The following is a 14228-nucleotide window of genomic DNA, read 5'->3' on the forward strand; positions in this document are numbered from 1 at the left end:
GTTTCGGGCGCGCTGGAGGCGCCCGAAACCCGCCCTTTCGCTGTTCCTGCGGAAGACTCAGCTGGTCTTCAGCGTGGTGCCGGTGCCGGAAAGCGCGCCGGCGATCGGGTAGAAGTACGTCACGGACGTGTTGCCGCCGGACAGGACGCCCTGCGCGTAGTTGCCGGCGATGAAGCCGCCGCCCGAGTCACCCGCGGCCGAGCGGACGTTGGTCGCCGTCATGCCGTTGACCGTGCCCTCGGCGTAGCGGACGCTCTGGTTCTTGGCGCCGATGGTGCCGCACGTCCAGCCGGTGGTGGAGCCGGCCTTGCAGACCGACGAGCCGGTCGCGGCGTTCGACTGGCCGCGCACCGCGGTGCCGTTGTTCATCTGCGCGACCGGGGTCCAGCTGCTGTTGGTCCGGACCGCCGCGTAGTCGACGCTCGGGAACCGGTAGGTGATCCAGCTGCCGAGCGCCGCGCCGTTCGACCCGGTGAGCGAGCCGCCGCCGGTGAGCGCGCCGCAGTGGCCTGCAGTGACGAAACCGGTCGTGGTCGCGAAGCCGACCGAGCAGCGTGAAGACCCGCCGATGTAGTAGGCGTCGCCACCGCGGATGTTGGCGTAGGTGGTCGGCTTCGAAGCCGTTTCGCGGATCGTCACCGCGGCGGCGTCCACACCGGACTTGGCGAGGAACGCGTCCGCGGCGGCGCGCTGGCCCTGCAGCACTTCGAGGGTGACGCGGTTGGTGGCGTCGTCGACACCCCAGCCGGTGATCGCGGCGGGGGCCGCCTTGTCGGCCGCGTTCAGCTTGTCCACAGTGGAGTTGAGCTGGCGGGCGCTGAACCGCACGACTTCCGCCTCCGCGCCTGCTTCGCGGATCTTGCCGGCCAGCGCGGCGTTCGTCGTGGTGACGTGCGCCTTGCCGGTGGCGGCGTTGTAGGTGGCGCCGCCGAACGCGTCACCGAGTGCCGCGGTGAGCGATTCGGTGACCCTGGTCGCGACGTCCTCGCTCTTCAGCCGCGCGATCGCCTGGTCGTGGGTCAGGCCGAGGTCCCGCTGCATGGCGGGCACGATGTCGGGGTTCAGCAGGTCCAGGCCCGACGCGGGGACGGCGGTCGCGGCCAGCGCGCCCGTCGCCATGACCGCGGTGGCAGCGGCACCGAGAAGTCTCGCGATCTTCATGCTTCTCCCTAAGGTGGTTACGCGCGGCTCCGCACCGGCCACGCAGTGGTACTCCCGTGGTGAGCGTCCCCGCAGTGGGCGTTACGGTGCAATCCGGGCGCCCGGCGAATGCGTATACGCATTCACCGCGGACGTATCCCCTGCTCCAGGCGGGCCGAGGCGCTCGATGTCACCCAGTCGGACAGGTCCGTAAGTAGGGTTTCCGTGAACTACTTTCAGTAGTTGTCCGAGCCACTCGAACGCGTGAAGCGACGATCGAACGAGCGATAAGCCCCCGATTCGCACGCTCGGTGACCCGATGCCCCCGGTTCCCCCAGCAAACCGGTGACAGGGCGTAGGCGGACGTGTGACGACAGCACCCACCACGTATTCGGTGAAAGGTTTACGGACGGTTGAGCGCTGCTTAGGCTCCGCGCACCAGTTCTTCGGTGCGCGTCGAGGAGGTCATATGTGGCTGACCGCCCCCCGCCCCACCTCGGTGTCCGTCCGGTCGGGACCCGCCCGGCTGACCGGCCGCGACACCGAGCTCGACGCCATCGTCGCCGTGCTGCGGAGACGCCCGGCCGCCGTCCTCATCGAAGGCGAGCCGGGCATGGGCCGCACCCGGCTGCTCGCGGAGATCGGGCGGCGCGCGGAGTTCGACGGCGGCCGCGTGCTCACCGGCGCCTGCCAGCCGCTGCGGCACCCCTTTCCCTACGGGCCCGTCCTGGAAGCGCTTCGCGCGGTCGCCGACGCTCCGCTCGGGCCGCTCAGCCCGGTCGCCGGCGTGCTGCGGCCGTTGCTCCCGGAACTCGCGGAAGCGCTTCCCCCGCAGCCCGAACCACTCGCCGACCCGGTCGCCGAACGCCACCGCGTGTTCCGGGCGGTCCGGGAACTCCTGCGGGCCTGCGGGCCCACGCTCGTCCTGATCGACGACCTCCAGTGGGCCGACGAGGACACCCGTGACCTCATGCGGTTCCTAGCCGGTTCGATGCCGCCCGAGCTGGCGGTGGTCGCCACCTACCGGTCGGCCACGGACGTGCGACCCGGCCCGCTCGGGGCGCCCTTCCGCACCGACCCGGCGGTCCACTCCGCCCGCGTCGCGCTCGGCGCGCTCGACGTCGCGGCCGTGCGCGCGCTGGCCGTCGACATCCTCGAACTCCCGCGGGTCACCGACGACTTCGCCGCGAAGCTGCACGAGTGCACGGCCGGGATCCCGTTCGTGGCCGAAGAAACGCTGCGGGCGTTGAAGGAGGCGGCCGAGCGGCTGCCGGTCGGCGAGGTCCTCTCCGACCGGCTGCTCGAAAACCTCGAAGTCCCGGTGCTGCTGCGGGAAGCCGTCACCGAACGGCTCGCCGCGTTGCCGGGGCCCGCCGTGCGGCTGGCCGGCGCGGCGGCCGTGCTCGGCGTCGCCGCCGAAGCCGCCGTGCTCGGCGAACTGGCCGAGCTGTCCGGTGAGACCCTCCGCACCGCGCTCCTCGACGCCCTCTCCGGCGGCGTGCTCGGCGAAGCGGGCGACGGCAAGTACGGCTTCCGGCATCCGTTGGCGCGCAAGGCGGTCTACGACACGGTGAGCGGGCCCGAACGCGCATTGCTGCACGCGCAGGCGATCCGCGTGCTCGCCGCGCAGCCGTCGCCGCCGCTCACGCTGCTGGCCCGGCACTCCCGCGCCGCGGGCCGCGTCGACCAGTGGCGGCACTACGCGGAAGCGGCCGCCGACGAGGCGATCACCCGCGGCGAGACGTCCCGCGCGATCGACCTCCTGCAGTCGGTGCTCGCCGAGCCCGGGCCGGCGCAGGCCGACGTCGGACGCGTGGCGGGCAAGCTGAGCCAGGTCGCGTTGCGGGGGTTCCGCCCCGACGTGCTCGGCACGCTGCAACGCGTCCTCGAAGAGGTGACGCTCCCGCCGTCGGTCCGCGGGTCGATCCGGCTGAGCGTCGGCATGCTGCTGGTCCGGACCATCGGCGGGCTCGGCCGCGGCCGGCTGGAGGTCGAGCGCGCGGTCGGCGAGCTGACCGACCGGCCGGACCTCGCCGCCCGCGGGATCACCCTGCTCGCCCAGCCGATCGACGGGCTGACGCCGTTGTCGTGGCACGAAGCCTGGCGCGCCCGCGCGGGCGAGGTGTACGAGCGGCTCGACGACCCCGAGCTGCGGCTCGCGCTGACCGCCGACCGGATCGCGGCCGCGTCGCACGTCGGCGACGGCTCCGCGTGGGCGGAGTTCGAAGCGCTGTCGGACACCGTCGGCACCGTCGCCGAGCGCGTCCAGCTGGCCCGGCTGTGGTGCAACCTGGCCGACGGCCAGTCGTGGGCCGGGCACCTCGACCGCGCCGAGCGGCTGGTGACCGAGGGCGTCCGGCGTGCGACCGACGCCGGCGCGCTGTACGCGATCGGCCTGATCCAGGGCACCCGCGTCCGGCTCGACTGGGTGCGCGGGCGCTGGACCGGCCTGGCCGAAGCCGCCGAGCAGCTGCGGGACAGCTACCCGGAGCTCGGCCCGATCGTGATGGAGTCCTCGCTGGTGCTCGGCGGGCTGGCGGCCGTGCGCGGGGAGTTCGCCGCGGCGCAACGGCACCTGGCCGCGGCGAGCGTGCACGCGCCGGACCGCGGCCCGATCCCCGTGGTCCTCTCGGCGGCCGGGGTGCTGATCTCGGTGCTGCTGGCGACCGACGACGTCGACGGCGCGTGCGCGGCGGCCGACACGGCGGTGGCCGCGGCCGGGCGCAAGGGCGTCTGGATCTGGGCGGCCGCGCTGGTCCCGGCGGCGGCGCAGGCGTACGCGCGGGCCGAGCGCTGGCCGGACGCCGACAACGTGGTCGAAGCGTTCGCGCGGGGTATCGAAGGCCGTGACGCGCCGGTCGCCGCGGCCGCGCTGGTGGCGGGCCGCGCGGTGCTGCTCGAAGCGCGCGGCAAGCACCTGGCCGCGGCGGCGTTGTTCGACGAAGCCGCGTCCGGTTACACGGCCCTGCCGATGCCCTACCCGGCGACGGCCATGCGCGAACGCGCGTCGATGTGCCGGCTCGCCGCGGGCAACCGGTCGGCGGTCGACGAGCTGACCGCGGCCGCCGAGGCGTACGAGCAGCTCGGCGCGACCCGTGACGCCGGCCGGTGCCGTCACCAGCTGCGCGAGCACGGCGCTTGGGCACCCTCGCAACGCGGACGGCGGGGGTACGGGAGCGAACTGTCCCCGCGGGAGCGCGAAGTGGCCCGGATGTTGGCGGAGGGCCGGACGAACCGGGAGATCGCGGACGGGCTGTTCCTCTCACCGCGCACGGTCGAACAGCACGTGGCGAAGGTGCTGCGGAAACTCGGCGCCCGCTCGCGGACGGACGTGGCCCGCAAGCTCCCCGGCGAAGTGACGACCGCACCGGCTGGCTAACCGGACGGCGTCGTCCTACCTTGGGCGCGTGACAGAAGAGGCACTTCCCGCCTGGCGCAGGCGGACCTCCGGGGAGACGCGCTGGCCCGCGATGGGCGTCGTCGTCGCGACCCTCGTCCTGCAGGTCATCCTGCCCGAGGACATGGCGCTGCACCCGCGGTGGCTGCTGCCCGCGGTCTCGGGGCTGCTCGTCGTCGCGCTGCTGCTGGTCAACCCGGGGCGGATGTCGCAGTTCAGCGCGGTCGAACGGGTCATCTCGCTGCTGCTCGTCGGCGCCGTCACCGCGGTGAACGCCGGGTCCGCGGTGACCCTGGTCTACAACATCGCCACCGGGACGATCGGCGACCACGCCGGTGCCGTGCTGGTCACCGGCGCGATCGTCTACTGGACGAACATCGTCGCCTTTTCCCTCTGGTACTGGGAGTTCGACCGCGGCGGTCCGGGCCGGCGGGCCGCGGGCCGGGCCGAGTACCCCGACCTGCAGTTCCCGCAGATGGCCGACCCGGGCCTGGCGAGCCAGAACTGGGAACCGTCCTACCTGGACTACCTGTACTTCTCGTTCACCAACGCGGCGGCCTTCAGCCCCACCGACGTCATGCCCCTGCGGATCTGGGCGAAGATGACGATGATGCTGCAGGCCGTCGTGTCGCTGGTGCTCGCGGTGATGGTCGTCGCCTGGGCGATCAACAACCTGAAGTGAGTCAGTGGCGCGCGATGGTGAAGCTCTGGCCGTCCGAGCCGATCGCGCCCGGGATCCACGTGTAGGTGCCGCGGTCGTCGGCGTTCAGGCCGGACGGGCTGGTCGAGGCCAGGTTCGTCCCGTTGAACTTGACGCCGGTGAACTTGACCCCACCGGAGATCGACGGGTACGAGTCGGTCGGCGACTCGATGATCGCCTCCGCCGAGGCGTGCTTCGAGGTCAGCGACTTGGTCGTGGACTTGGACCAGCCCTTGGTGGTGTCGGAGAGGTCCAGCCGGTAGGTGTTGGTGGCGGTGCGCGTCACCGTCGCGGTGATGTGGTCGCCCGCGCTGACCGACACGCTGTAGTACACCGGCGCGGCCGGGTACATCTCGTACCAGGCCGAGTACACCGGACGCCCGCTGGAGCAGTCCGTCTCGACGCCGGTCTGTTCCACAGTGGACGATCCGTCGCCGTCGATGCCGACCCAGGGCGCGAACAGGTCGTTGGTGGAGTTGCAGGTCACCGACGGTTCGGTCCAGCTCGCCGTCGCCGTGGTGAAGCTGCCGAAGCTGACGTAACCGCCCCAGTTGCCGCCCGAGAACTGGTGTCCATGGAAGTGGGAGCCGTACTCGACGGCGGCGTGGGCGGTGCCGGAGACGGCGAGACCGGCGGCAGCGGCGGCGATCGCCGTGAGGACGCGAAGGGTTTTGGACATGCGGGGACTCCGTTCACCGATGGGGACCGGGAAAACCGTGTCCCCAAGTGTTGGAGCCGCACCGAAAAGAAGGTAGCTACTTTCGAAGGGTCTTCACATTCCGGGAAATACTCACCAATTTGCCGGAATTGCGCGGAAAGACCCGTAAAGGCCTCCGCGGGGGAAAGAGGCCTTTACGGGTCCATGTCGCTCACCTACCGCCCGGTCAGGTGAGCGGGGCTACTGCTGGTTCTGCGCGTGCGCGGCGTCCACGAACTGGGTCGTGTACGTCTTCGACAGGTCGATCTTGTCTTTCTTCGGCTTGACGTTGCTCGACGATTCGCCGAGCACCTTGAGCACGTTCTGCGCCCCGGCGGGGTCCATCCGGCCGTCCTTGGTGAACATCGGCAGGCTGTCCCGCAGCGACTTGACGTACAGCGCCTTGTCCCCGCCGGCGAACGACGGCGGCATCATCGCGGCGACCTGTTCCGGTGTGTGCGAAGAAATCCACTTCAGGGTCTCGACGTACGCATTGGCCAGTTTCTGCACGATGTCCGGATACCGCTTCACGATTTCGCAGCCCATGTACAGCGAGCTCGCCGGGTACAACCCGCCCAGTGCGGCTTTCGTGCCCTCGACCGTGCGCATGTCGTAGAGCACCTTCGCCTGGCCCGTGTTCGTCAGCTGCGCGATGGTCGGGTCGGTCGTCATGCCGGCGTCGATCGAGCCCTGGTTCATCGCCGAGATGAACGTCTGCCCGGCACCGACCTTGACCGGCGTGTACTCCTTCGACGTGACGCCGCCGCGCAGGGCGAGCGCCTTGGTCAGGAAGTCCGTCGACGAACCCAGCGACGTGACGCCGAGGTTGCGGCCCTTGAAGTCCGCGCCCGACTTGACTTCGCCGGCCTTCTTCGTCGCGACCATCTCGGCCTCGCCCGGCACGTTCGCGAACTGCACCACGCTCTCGATGCACTGCTCCTTGGCCTGCAGGTCGATCGTGTGGTCGTAGAACCCGACCACCGCCTGCACCTCGCCGGCCAGCAGCGACGTCTCGGCGTTCGCGCCGGACGGCTGGTCGAAGAGCTCGACGTCCAGGCCCTGCCGCTGGTAGGCGCCGATCTGCTGGGCCAGCTGCCCGGGCAGGTAGATCACCTTCGACAGGCCGCCGACCATGATCTTGATGTGCGGCCGGCCGCTGGTGCCGAGCGCGATCTCCCGCGAGTCGCGGCAGGCGGTGAGCCCGGCCGCGGCGACCGCGACCGCGGCCAGCACCCCGACTGTCCTCATCAGACGCATGTCAGACCGCCTTGACCGCGGCTTCGGAGGCGGACGGCGGCCGCCACCGCAGCAGCCTGCCTTCCAGCGTGCTGATCCCCCACTCGGCCAGCAGCGCGACGACGGTGATGATCAGCATGCCGGCGTACACACCGGCGGTGTCGAAGGTGCCCTGCGCGTTGGCGATCAGGAAGCCCATGCCGGCCTTCGCGCCGGTGTACTCACCGACCACCGCGCCGATCAGCGCGAAGCCGAACGCCACGTGCAGCGAAGACAGGATCCACGACGTCGCGCTGGGCAGCACGATCGACTTCAGCACCTGGCCGCGGGTCGCGCCGAGGATGCGGGCGTTGTCGATCAGGTTGCGGTCCACCTCGCGAGCGCCGGTGAAGGCGTTGAAGAACACCGCGAAGAACACGAGCACGACGACGGTCGCGACCTTCGACGACAGCCCGAGCCCGAACCAGATGACGAACAGCGCGGCGAGCACGATGCGCGGCAACGCGTTGGCGGCCTTGATGAACGGCGCCAGCACCTGCGCGAGGTAGGCGCTGCGGCCGAGGATCACGCCGAACACGACACCGGCGATGGCGCCGATGACGAACCCGATCGCCGCCTCCTCGACGGTCACCAGGATCTGGTACCAGATCGAGCCGAAGTCGGTGCCGGTGCTGAACCACTCGACCAGCCGTTCCCAGATCTTCGACGGCTTCGAGTAGAAGAACGGGTCGATCCAGTACGTGGCGGTCAGCTCCCAGCTGCCCAGCCAGACGACGACGATCGCCAGGCGCAGCAGCCAGATGTTGCGCTTGCGGCGCGCGGTGGCCTGCTTCGCGCGGGCCAGGATGTCCTGCTCGGTCTCGAGCACGGGGAGGGGTGCGGCCGGAGCCGCCGGGGTCTCAAGCGACATTGCTCGCTCCCTTCTCACGGGCCTTGTCGACCTCGCTGCGCAGTGATTCCCAAATGTCGGCGTAGAGCTTGCGGAAGTCCTCGGTCAGCCGCAGCTCCTCCACCTTCCGCGGCCGCTCGAGCGGGATCTCGAAGACGTCCTTCACGGTGGCCGGCGACGTCGTCAGCACGACCACCTTGTCCGCCAGCGCGATGGCCTCGTCGAGGTCGTGCGTCACGAAGATCACCGCGGCCCCCGAACCGGACCACAGCCGCAGCAGCTCGTCCTGCATCAGCGCCCGCGTCTGGACGTCGAGCGCCGAGAACGGCTCGTCCATCAGCAGGATCTTCGGCTTGGTGACGAGCGTCTGGGCCAGCGCGACGCGCTTGCGCATGCCCCCGGAGAGCTGGTGCGGGTAGTACTTCTCGAACCCGGCGAGCCCGACCCTGGCGATCCAGTCGACGGCCTGCGCGCGGGCCTCGGCCTTCGGTACCCCGCGGAACCGCGGGCCGGAGGCGACGTTCTCCAGCACCGAGCGCCACGGCATCACGGCGTCGGTCTGGAACATGTAGCCGACCCCGTCCGGGATCGACTTCACGTCCTCGCCGTTCACCCGCACCCGGCCGGCCGACGGCGGCTGCAGGCCGGAGACCAGCGAGAGCGTCGTCGACTTGCCGCAGCCGGTCGGGCCGACGACCGCGACGAACTCGCCGGGCTGGACGGTCATGGTCAGATCGCGGACGGCCGTGTGCACGGAACCGGACCCGCTCGGGAACCGTTTGGTGGCTCCGGTGAGTTCGATCAGTGGGGTAACCATGGCGGGGGTGACTCCTTCGTCACGTGGTGGGGCTCACGTTGGGAAGGGACGTTAAGTACGGGTGGCGCCCAGGTGAAGCTTGTCGACGTTCTCCGCGCGAGCTGCGCGTTCTGAATGTTTTGCGCATTTAGCGCACCGGCTTGACCTGGGGGTATGGTCCCGGCCATGCCAAAGTGGGCGCTCTTCCCGCGGATGCGGTTCAGCAGGCAGGTGCTGCTGCTGCAGATCGGCGTGGTCCTCCTCGTCGTCGGGATCGGCGTCGCGCTGGTCAGCGTGCTCCTGTCGCGGACCCTCACCGAGCAGTACGGGCAGCGGGCCCTCGCGATCGCGAAGTCGGTGGCCGCGGACCCGGTGGTCGTCGCGAACGCCGCGGCCAAGATCCCCGGCGGCGCGCTGGAGGAGCGGGCACTGGCGGTCAACGCGGCCAACGACGCCCTCTTCGTGGTGATCACCGACGACAAGGGCATCCGGCTCGCGCACCCCACGCCGAGCGAGATCGGCAAGCCCGTCAGCACCCCGCCGGACCGCGCGCTCGGCGGGGAGGACGAGGTCAGCGCGGTGCAGAGCGGCACGCTCGGGCTGTCCGTCCGCAGCAAGACCCCGATCTGGACGCCGGATCACCGGCGGGTGGTCGGTGAGGTGAGCGTCGGCTTCGACGTGGCCGACCCGACCGGCGCGTTCAACCGCCTGCTGACCATCACGCTGTTGTTCGCGGGCGGCGCGCTTCTGCTCGGCGCGGGCGCCTCGGCACTGCTGAACAGGCGGCTCCGGCGTGTCACGCACGGCCTCGAACCACACGAACTGACCGAGCTGCTCTACGAGCGCGAAGCCGTGCTGCACGGGATCGGGGAAGGCGTGCTCGCCGTCGACGAGGCGAACCGCGTCTCGGTGCGCAACGACGAAGCCGAACGCCTGCTCGGCACCGAGCTCCCGATCGGCGCGGCGATGGCCGAACTGCCGCTTTCGCCGCGGGTCCACAAGGCCGTCGAAGAGGGCCGCCCGGTCGACAACCTCCTCGCCGTGGCCGGGAACCGGGTCCTGGTCATCAATTCCCGCGCGGTCCGGCTGGACGACCGGCCGATCGGCACCGTGCTCACCTTCCGCGACCGCACCGACCTCGACACCCTCACCCGCGAGCTCGACGGCATCCGCGCGCTGTCCGACGGCCTGCGTGCCCAGCGGCACGAGTTCGCCAACCGGCTGCACACGCTCTACGGCCTGCTCCAGCTCGGCCACCACACCGAAGCCGTCGAGTACCTGCAGACGCTGACGGACTCGTCGTCGGCGCGGCCGAGCGAGCTGGGCGACGCGGTCGCCGACCCGTACCTGCAGGCGCTGCTCGTCGCGAAAACCGAGCAGGCGCAGGAAAAGGGCCTCACGCTCAAGCTCGCCGAGGACACCTGGGTGCCCACGACCGTGACCGACCCGATTGCCGCGAACACGGTGATCGGCAACCTCGTCGACAACGCCCTGCACGCCGCCCGGATGGGCCCGCGGCGGCCGGCGACCGTCGAGATCAGCCTGCTCGCCGAGGGCGGCACGCTACACGTGTCCGTTGTGGACAGTGGGCCGGGTGTTCCGGCGGACCTGCGGCGGACGTTGTTCGACGAAGGCGTCTCGACGAAGATCGCGCCCGGCCACGGCCTGGGACTGGCGCTCGCCCGGCAGGCCGCCCGCGCCCGCGGCGGTGACGTCTGGCTGGCCGACCCCGGTGAAGGCGAGACGGGCGCCCTGTTCGTCGCCAAGCTGCCCGGAATGCTGACGGAGGACGGATGATCCGCACGCTGATCGTCGACGACGACTTCCGGGTCGCCGGGGTGCACGCCGGGTTCGTCGAGGAGGTCGAGGGCTTCGCGGTGGTCGGCACGGCGCACACCGCCGCCGAGGCGCGCGCCCGCGTCCGCGAGCTCGCGCCCGACCTGATCCTGCTCGACGTCTACCTGCCCGACGAGTCCGGCCTCGCGGTGCTCCCGGAGCTGCAGACGGACACGATCGTGCTGTCCGCGGCGACCGACAGCGCGTCGGTGGCCGCGGCGATCCGGGCCGGCGCGCTGAACTACCTGATCAAGCCGTTCACCACCCGCCAGCTCGCGGAACGGCTGACGTCGTACGCGCGCTTCCGCGGCCTGCTCGCCGAGGACCGGGCGCTGGCCCAGGACGACGTCGACCGCGCGTACCGGGTGCTGCACGACCAGGACCGCACGAGCGCGCCGAAGGGCCAGTCGACCGCGACCTCCCGGCTCGTCTCGGAGCAGCTGCGGCGGGCCGGGCGGCCGCTGTCGGCGGCGGAGGTCGCGGGCGAGCTGGGCATGGCGCGGGCGACGGCGCAGCGCTACCTCACCGCGCTGGCCGAGTCGGGCACGGTCCAGATGCGCCTGCGCTACGGCGCCACGGGCCGCCCCGAGCACGAATACCGCTGGTCAGGGGCCTGAGTCAGCGGCCGTAGTGCTGCATCATGCTCTCGGCGACGTCGACCCACGCCTGGATCGGGTTGGCGGTCGACGGTGTGGCCGACGACGGCAGGTCGACCCGCGCCTCGCTGTCCTCACTCGGCGCCGGCTTCTTCGGCTGCGGCTTGGCCAGCGCTTGCGCCTGCTTCGGCGCCGGCTTCGCGGGCACCGGCACGTACACGGTCTTCGGCGCGGGCGTGACGACGACCGGCGCCTGCGGAACCGGCGGCGGTTCCGGCGCGGGTGCCGCGGCCACCGCCGGGCGCGAGTCGAGCTGGGCGACGTCGCGTTCCGGCTCCGGGGTGAACAGCCCGCCGGTGAAGAGGCCGCCGCCCAGCCAGCCGGCCGCGACGAGCAGCACCGCGGCCCCGCCGCCGAGCCACGTGCGGGCGCGGCGCCGGATCACCACCGACTTCTCGCGCAGGTCCTGGTCGCACACCGGCGGCCGGGTGAAGATCGGCGTCTCCGCCCGGGCCGCTTCGTCGTCGGTGCGACGGCGCCGGGGCAGGCTCGCCGCGACGATGCCGGTGCGATCCAGCAACTCCACCGCGGTGCGGTCGCTGGACTTGCGGGTCGCACTGCGCGGTGCGGTGCGAAGCATCGGGGACCTCCGGAACGGGGCTGGGGGACCCCACGCATTCTGGACCATTTCGGACGGTGCTGTCCGAAACGCAACTCCATTGAGTGACACGACGGCGGGAAACTGCAGGGCGTGACGGCCGCCGTGAAACCGATTCGGCTTTCCTACGGCTTGAGCCCGAGTCGTGCGAGCGCCGCCAGCGGCCGCTGGTAGGCCGAGCCGAGCACGCGCGGAATGGCGTCGATGACGTAGGCGTCCGGTCCGATGAGGATCCGCGCCGACTTCCGCTCGATCCCGCGCAGGATCGTCTGCGCCGCCTTCTCCGGTGTGGTGCGGGCGATCCGCTCGAAGCCCTGCGCCGCCTTCTCCTGGTCCTCGGCCCCGCTGCGGGAGTTGCGCACGATGTTCGTCTTGATCCCGCCCGGGTGCACGCAGCTCACCGCGACCGGGTGCCGCGCGATCAGCATTTCTTCGCGCAGTGCTTCGGTGAATCCGCGAACCGCGAACTTCGCCGCGTTGTAGGCGCTCTGCGTCGGCACGCCGACGAAGCCGAAGACGCTGGAAATGTTGACCACGTGCCCGTCGCCGGAGGCGATCAGGTGCGGCAGGAACGCCTTCGTGCCGTTCACCACCCCGCCGAGGTTGATGCCCATCAGCCAGTCGTAGTCCTCGAACGACATTTCCTCGACGGTCGCGCCGAGCGCCACGCCCGCGTTGTTCACGACGACGTTGACCGCGCCGAACTCGTCGGCCACGTCTTCGGCGTGCGCGAGCACGGCACTGCGGTCGGCGACGTCCAAGGTGTACGCGCGGGCGTTGTCGCCGGCGAGCTTGGCCGTCTCCTCCGCGTTCGCGGTGACGACGTCGGAGAGCGCGACGCGGGCGCCGCGGCGGGCGAACTCGCACGCGAGCGCCCGGCCGATGCCCGAGCCCGCTCCGGTGACCACCACGACCTTGTCCGCGAACTGCTTCATCGGCCCTCCCGACCGTCCGGTGTTACTACCGAGTAGGGAATCGTAGCGGCTGTGAGCTTGCTGTGGGTGTGCTCATTGTGTCGGTGCGTCGCCCTATGGTGGTCTCGTCGACAGCACCGCAACCAGGGAGGCGATGATCGTGCGGCGGCCGGCCGTCCTGCTCACCCTCGCCGCGATCGTGCTGCTCGGCGCCGCTTTCGTCGTGGTCGTCGCGGCCCGGCCGGCACAGCTCGCGGACGCGACGACGCCGGAAACGGCCACCGTCGAGGCGGCCCCGGTGGCCAGCCTGCCCGCGGTGTCGAGCCCGGCGGTCGGGGCGCTGTTCGCCGAGGGCGGGCACTACTGCACGGCCAGCGTGGTGCACAGCGAGCGCGGCGACGTGCTGCTGACCGCGGCCCACTGCATCCACAACGGCGAGGGCGGCGGCTACCTCACCGGCGTCACGTTCGCGCCGGGCTACCACGACGGAATCGCCCCCTTCGGCTACTGGACGGTGTCGGACGAGCTGGTCGCGCCGGGCTGGACGGCGTCGTCGGACCCGGACCTGGACGTGGGTTTCGCCACCGCGCACCAGGCGGGCACCACGAAGACCCTGGAGAGCCTGGTCGGCGCGAACCTGCTGGCGACCGGCACGTCGTTCGAGCAGCAGATCACGCTCACCGGCTACCCGGACGACTCCGAGGTGCCTGCGGTCTGCCAGAACACCACGAGCAGGCAGGACACGTTCCAGTTGCGCGTGGACTGCGCGGGTTTCCCGACCGGCACCAGCGGCGGCCCGTGGATCGCCGGCCAGAACCCGCAAACCCGGCTGGGCACGGTCATCGGGGTGATCGGCGGCTTCGAGCTCGGAGGCGACGACGCGGACACGAGTTACTCGAGCTACTTCGACACCGACGTACTGGCGCTCTACCGCCAGACAACGGCCCGCACCTGAGGCGGCATGATGCGGGCATGAGCGAGCCCGTCGACGTACCCATCACCGGAGAGCCGATCCGGCTGGGCCAGTTCCTCAAGCTGGCCGGCCTGGCCGAGGACGGCGCCCACGCCAAGGACCTGATCGAGGCGGAGGAGGTCAAGGTAAACGGAGAGGTGGAGACCCGCCGAGGCCGCCAGCTGACCGACGGCGACATAGTGGCGGTGGGCCCCGACCAAGGCAAGGTAGTCCTGGTCAGCTGACCAAGCCAGCCAAACAGGCGGCACTAACCGGCGGCCGAACGAACATCGAAAACCGCCGCCCGGCAACGCAAGGCAACCAACGACGTCACCAGACCTCCCCCGCCCCTCATCCCAGCGTCCCTTCAGCCGCCGGTCGGGTTTGTCAAGGCACGCTTTCCCGCCTTGACAAACC

At 71.0% G+C, this 14228-nt stretch carries 13 protein-coding genes; 6 read left to right on the top strand and 7 right to left on the bottom strand.

All coding sequences use genetic code 11. The annotated features are described in order from the left end of the window. Positions 1–57: 57 nt before the first annotated feature. A complete protein-coding gene (locus tag ABZX11_RS30000; protein ID WP_354919092.1) occupies positions 58–1161 on the bottom strand; it encodes a S1 family peptidase in 1104 nt (367 codons plus the stop codon). A 448-nt stretch (positions 1162–1609) separates the two neighbouring features. On the opposite strand from ABZX11_RS30000, the gene ABZX11_RS30005 reads away from it, so the two are divergent. Both ABZX11_RS30005 and ABZX11_RS30010 read left to right on the top strand, forming a co-directional pair. After that, the gene (locus tag ABZX11_RS30005; RefSeq protein ID WP_354919095.1) at positions 1610–4519 is read left to right on the top strand and encodes an AAA family ATPase; all 2910 of its coding nucleotides are present in this window, start codon (positions 1610–1612) and stop codon (positions 4517–4519) included. A 91-nt stretch (positions 4520–4610) separates the two neighbouring features. Then, positions 4611–5219 carry a DUF1345 domain-containing protein gene (locus tag ABZX11_RS30010; RefSeq protein WP_176178008.1) on the top strand — a complete coding sequence of 203 codons (609 nt, stop codon included), beginning with the start codon at positions 4611–4613 and terminating at the stop codon, positions 5217–5219. A 1-nt stretch (position 5220) separates the two neighbouring features. Here the strand turns inward: ABZX11_RS30010 and ABZX11_RS30015 are convergent, their stop codons facing one another. The 4 genes from ABZX11_RS30015 to ABZX11_RS30030 all read right to left on the bottom strand — a co-directional run bounded on the left by ABZX11_RS30015 (position 5221) and on the right by ABZX11_RS30030 (position 8876). Further along, the gene (locus tag ABZX11_RS30015) at positions 5221–5916 is read right to left on the bottom strand and encodes a G1 family glutamic endopeptidase (protein ID WP_354919098.1); all 696 of its coding nucleotides are present in this window, start codon (positions 5914–5916) and stop codon (positions 5221–5223) included. A gap of 219 nt (positions 5917–6135) precedes the next feature. Further along, a complete protein-coding gene (locus tag ABZX11_RS30020) occupies positions 6136–7191 on the bottom strand; it encodes an ABC transporter substrate-binding protein (protein WP_176173621.1) in 1056 nt (351 codons plus the stop codon). A gap of 1 nt (position 7192) precedes the next feature. Further along, the gene (locus tag ABZX11_RS30025) at positions 7193–8080 is read right to left on the bottom strand and encodes an ABC transporter permease (protein ID WP_354919101.1); all 888 of its coding nucleotides are present in this window, start codon (positions 8078–8080) and stop codon (positions 7193–7195) included. Beyond that, positions 8070–8876, bottom strand: a complete 807-nt coding sequence (locus ABZX11_RS30030) for an ABC transporter ATP-binding protein (protein ID WP_176173623.1) — start codon at positions 8874–8876, stop codon at positions 8070–8072. The genes ABZX11_RS30025 and ABZX11_RS30030 overlap by 11 nt, the downstream gene beginning before the upstream one ends. 192 nt (positions 8877–9068) lie before the next feature. Here ABZX11_RS30030 and ABZX11_RS30035 point away from each other — a divergent pair, with 192 nt between their 5' ends. Further along, positions 9069–10652, top strand: a complete 1584-nt coding sequence (locus ABZX11_RS30035) for a sensor histidine kinase (protein ID WP_176178009.1) — start codon at positions 9069–9071, stop codon at positions 10650–10652. Then, positions 10649–11308: a response regulator gene (locus ABZX11_RS30040; protein WP_176173624.1), complete on the top strand. Its 660-nt coding sequence runs from the start codon at positions 10649–10651 to the stop codon at positions 11306–11308. Before ABZX11_RS30035 ends, ABZX11_RS30040 begins: the two co-directional genes overlap by 4 nt. A gap of 1 nt (position 11309) precedes the next feature. Here ABZX11_RS30040 and ABZX11_RS30045 read toward each other — a convergent pair whose 3' ends face one another. Next, positions 11310–11927, bottom strand: coding sequence for a hypothetical protein (locus ABZX11_RS30045; RefSeq protein ID WP_354919105.1), 618 nt, complete (start codon positions 11925–11927; stop codon positions 11310–11312). A gap of 143 nt (positions 11928–12070) precedes the next feature. Further along, positions 12071–12880, bottom strand: a complete 810-nt coding sequence (locus tag ABZX11_RS30050) for an SDR family NAD(P)-dependent oxidoreductase (RefSeq protein ID WP_176173626.1) — start codon at positions 12878–12880, stop codon at positions 12071–12073. 133 nt (positions 12881–13013) lie between these two features. Between ABZX11_RS30050 and ABZX11_RS30055 the strand changes: the two genes are divergently transcribed. Further along, on the top strand, positions 13014–13814 hold the full coding sequence (locus tag ABZX11_RS30055; RefSeq protein WP_176173627.1) for a trypsin-like peptidase domain-containing protein: 801 nt from the start codon (positions 13014–13016) through the stop codon (positions 13812–13814). A 17-nt stretch (positions 13815–13831) separates the two neighbouring features. Next, positions 13832–14056, top strand: coding sequence for an RNA-binding S4 domain-containing protein (locus ABZX11_RS30060; RefSeq protein ID WP_176173628.1), 225 nt, complete (start codon positions 13832–13834; stop codon positions 14054–14056). Positions 14057–14228 lie beyond the last annotated feature (172 nt).

Source organism: Amycolatopsis sp. NPDC004169 (assembly GCF_040610315.1).
In the GTDB taxonomy this organism is placed as follows: domain Bacteria; phylum Actinomycetota; class Actinomycetes; order Mycobacteriales; family Pseudonocardiaceae; genus Amycolatopsis.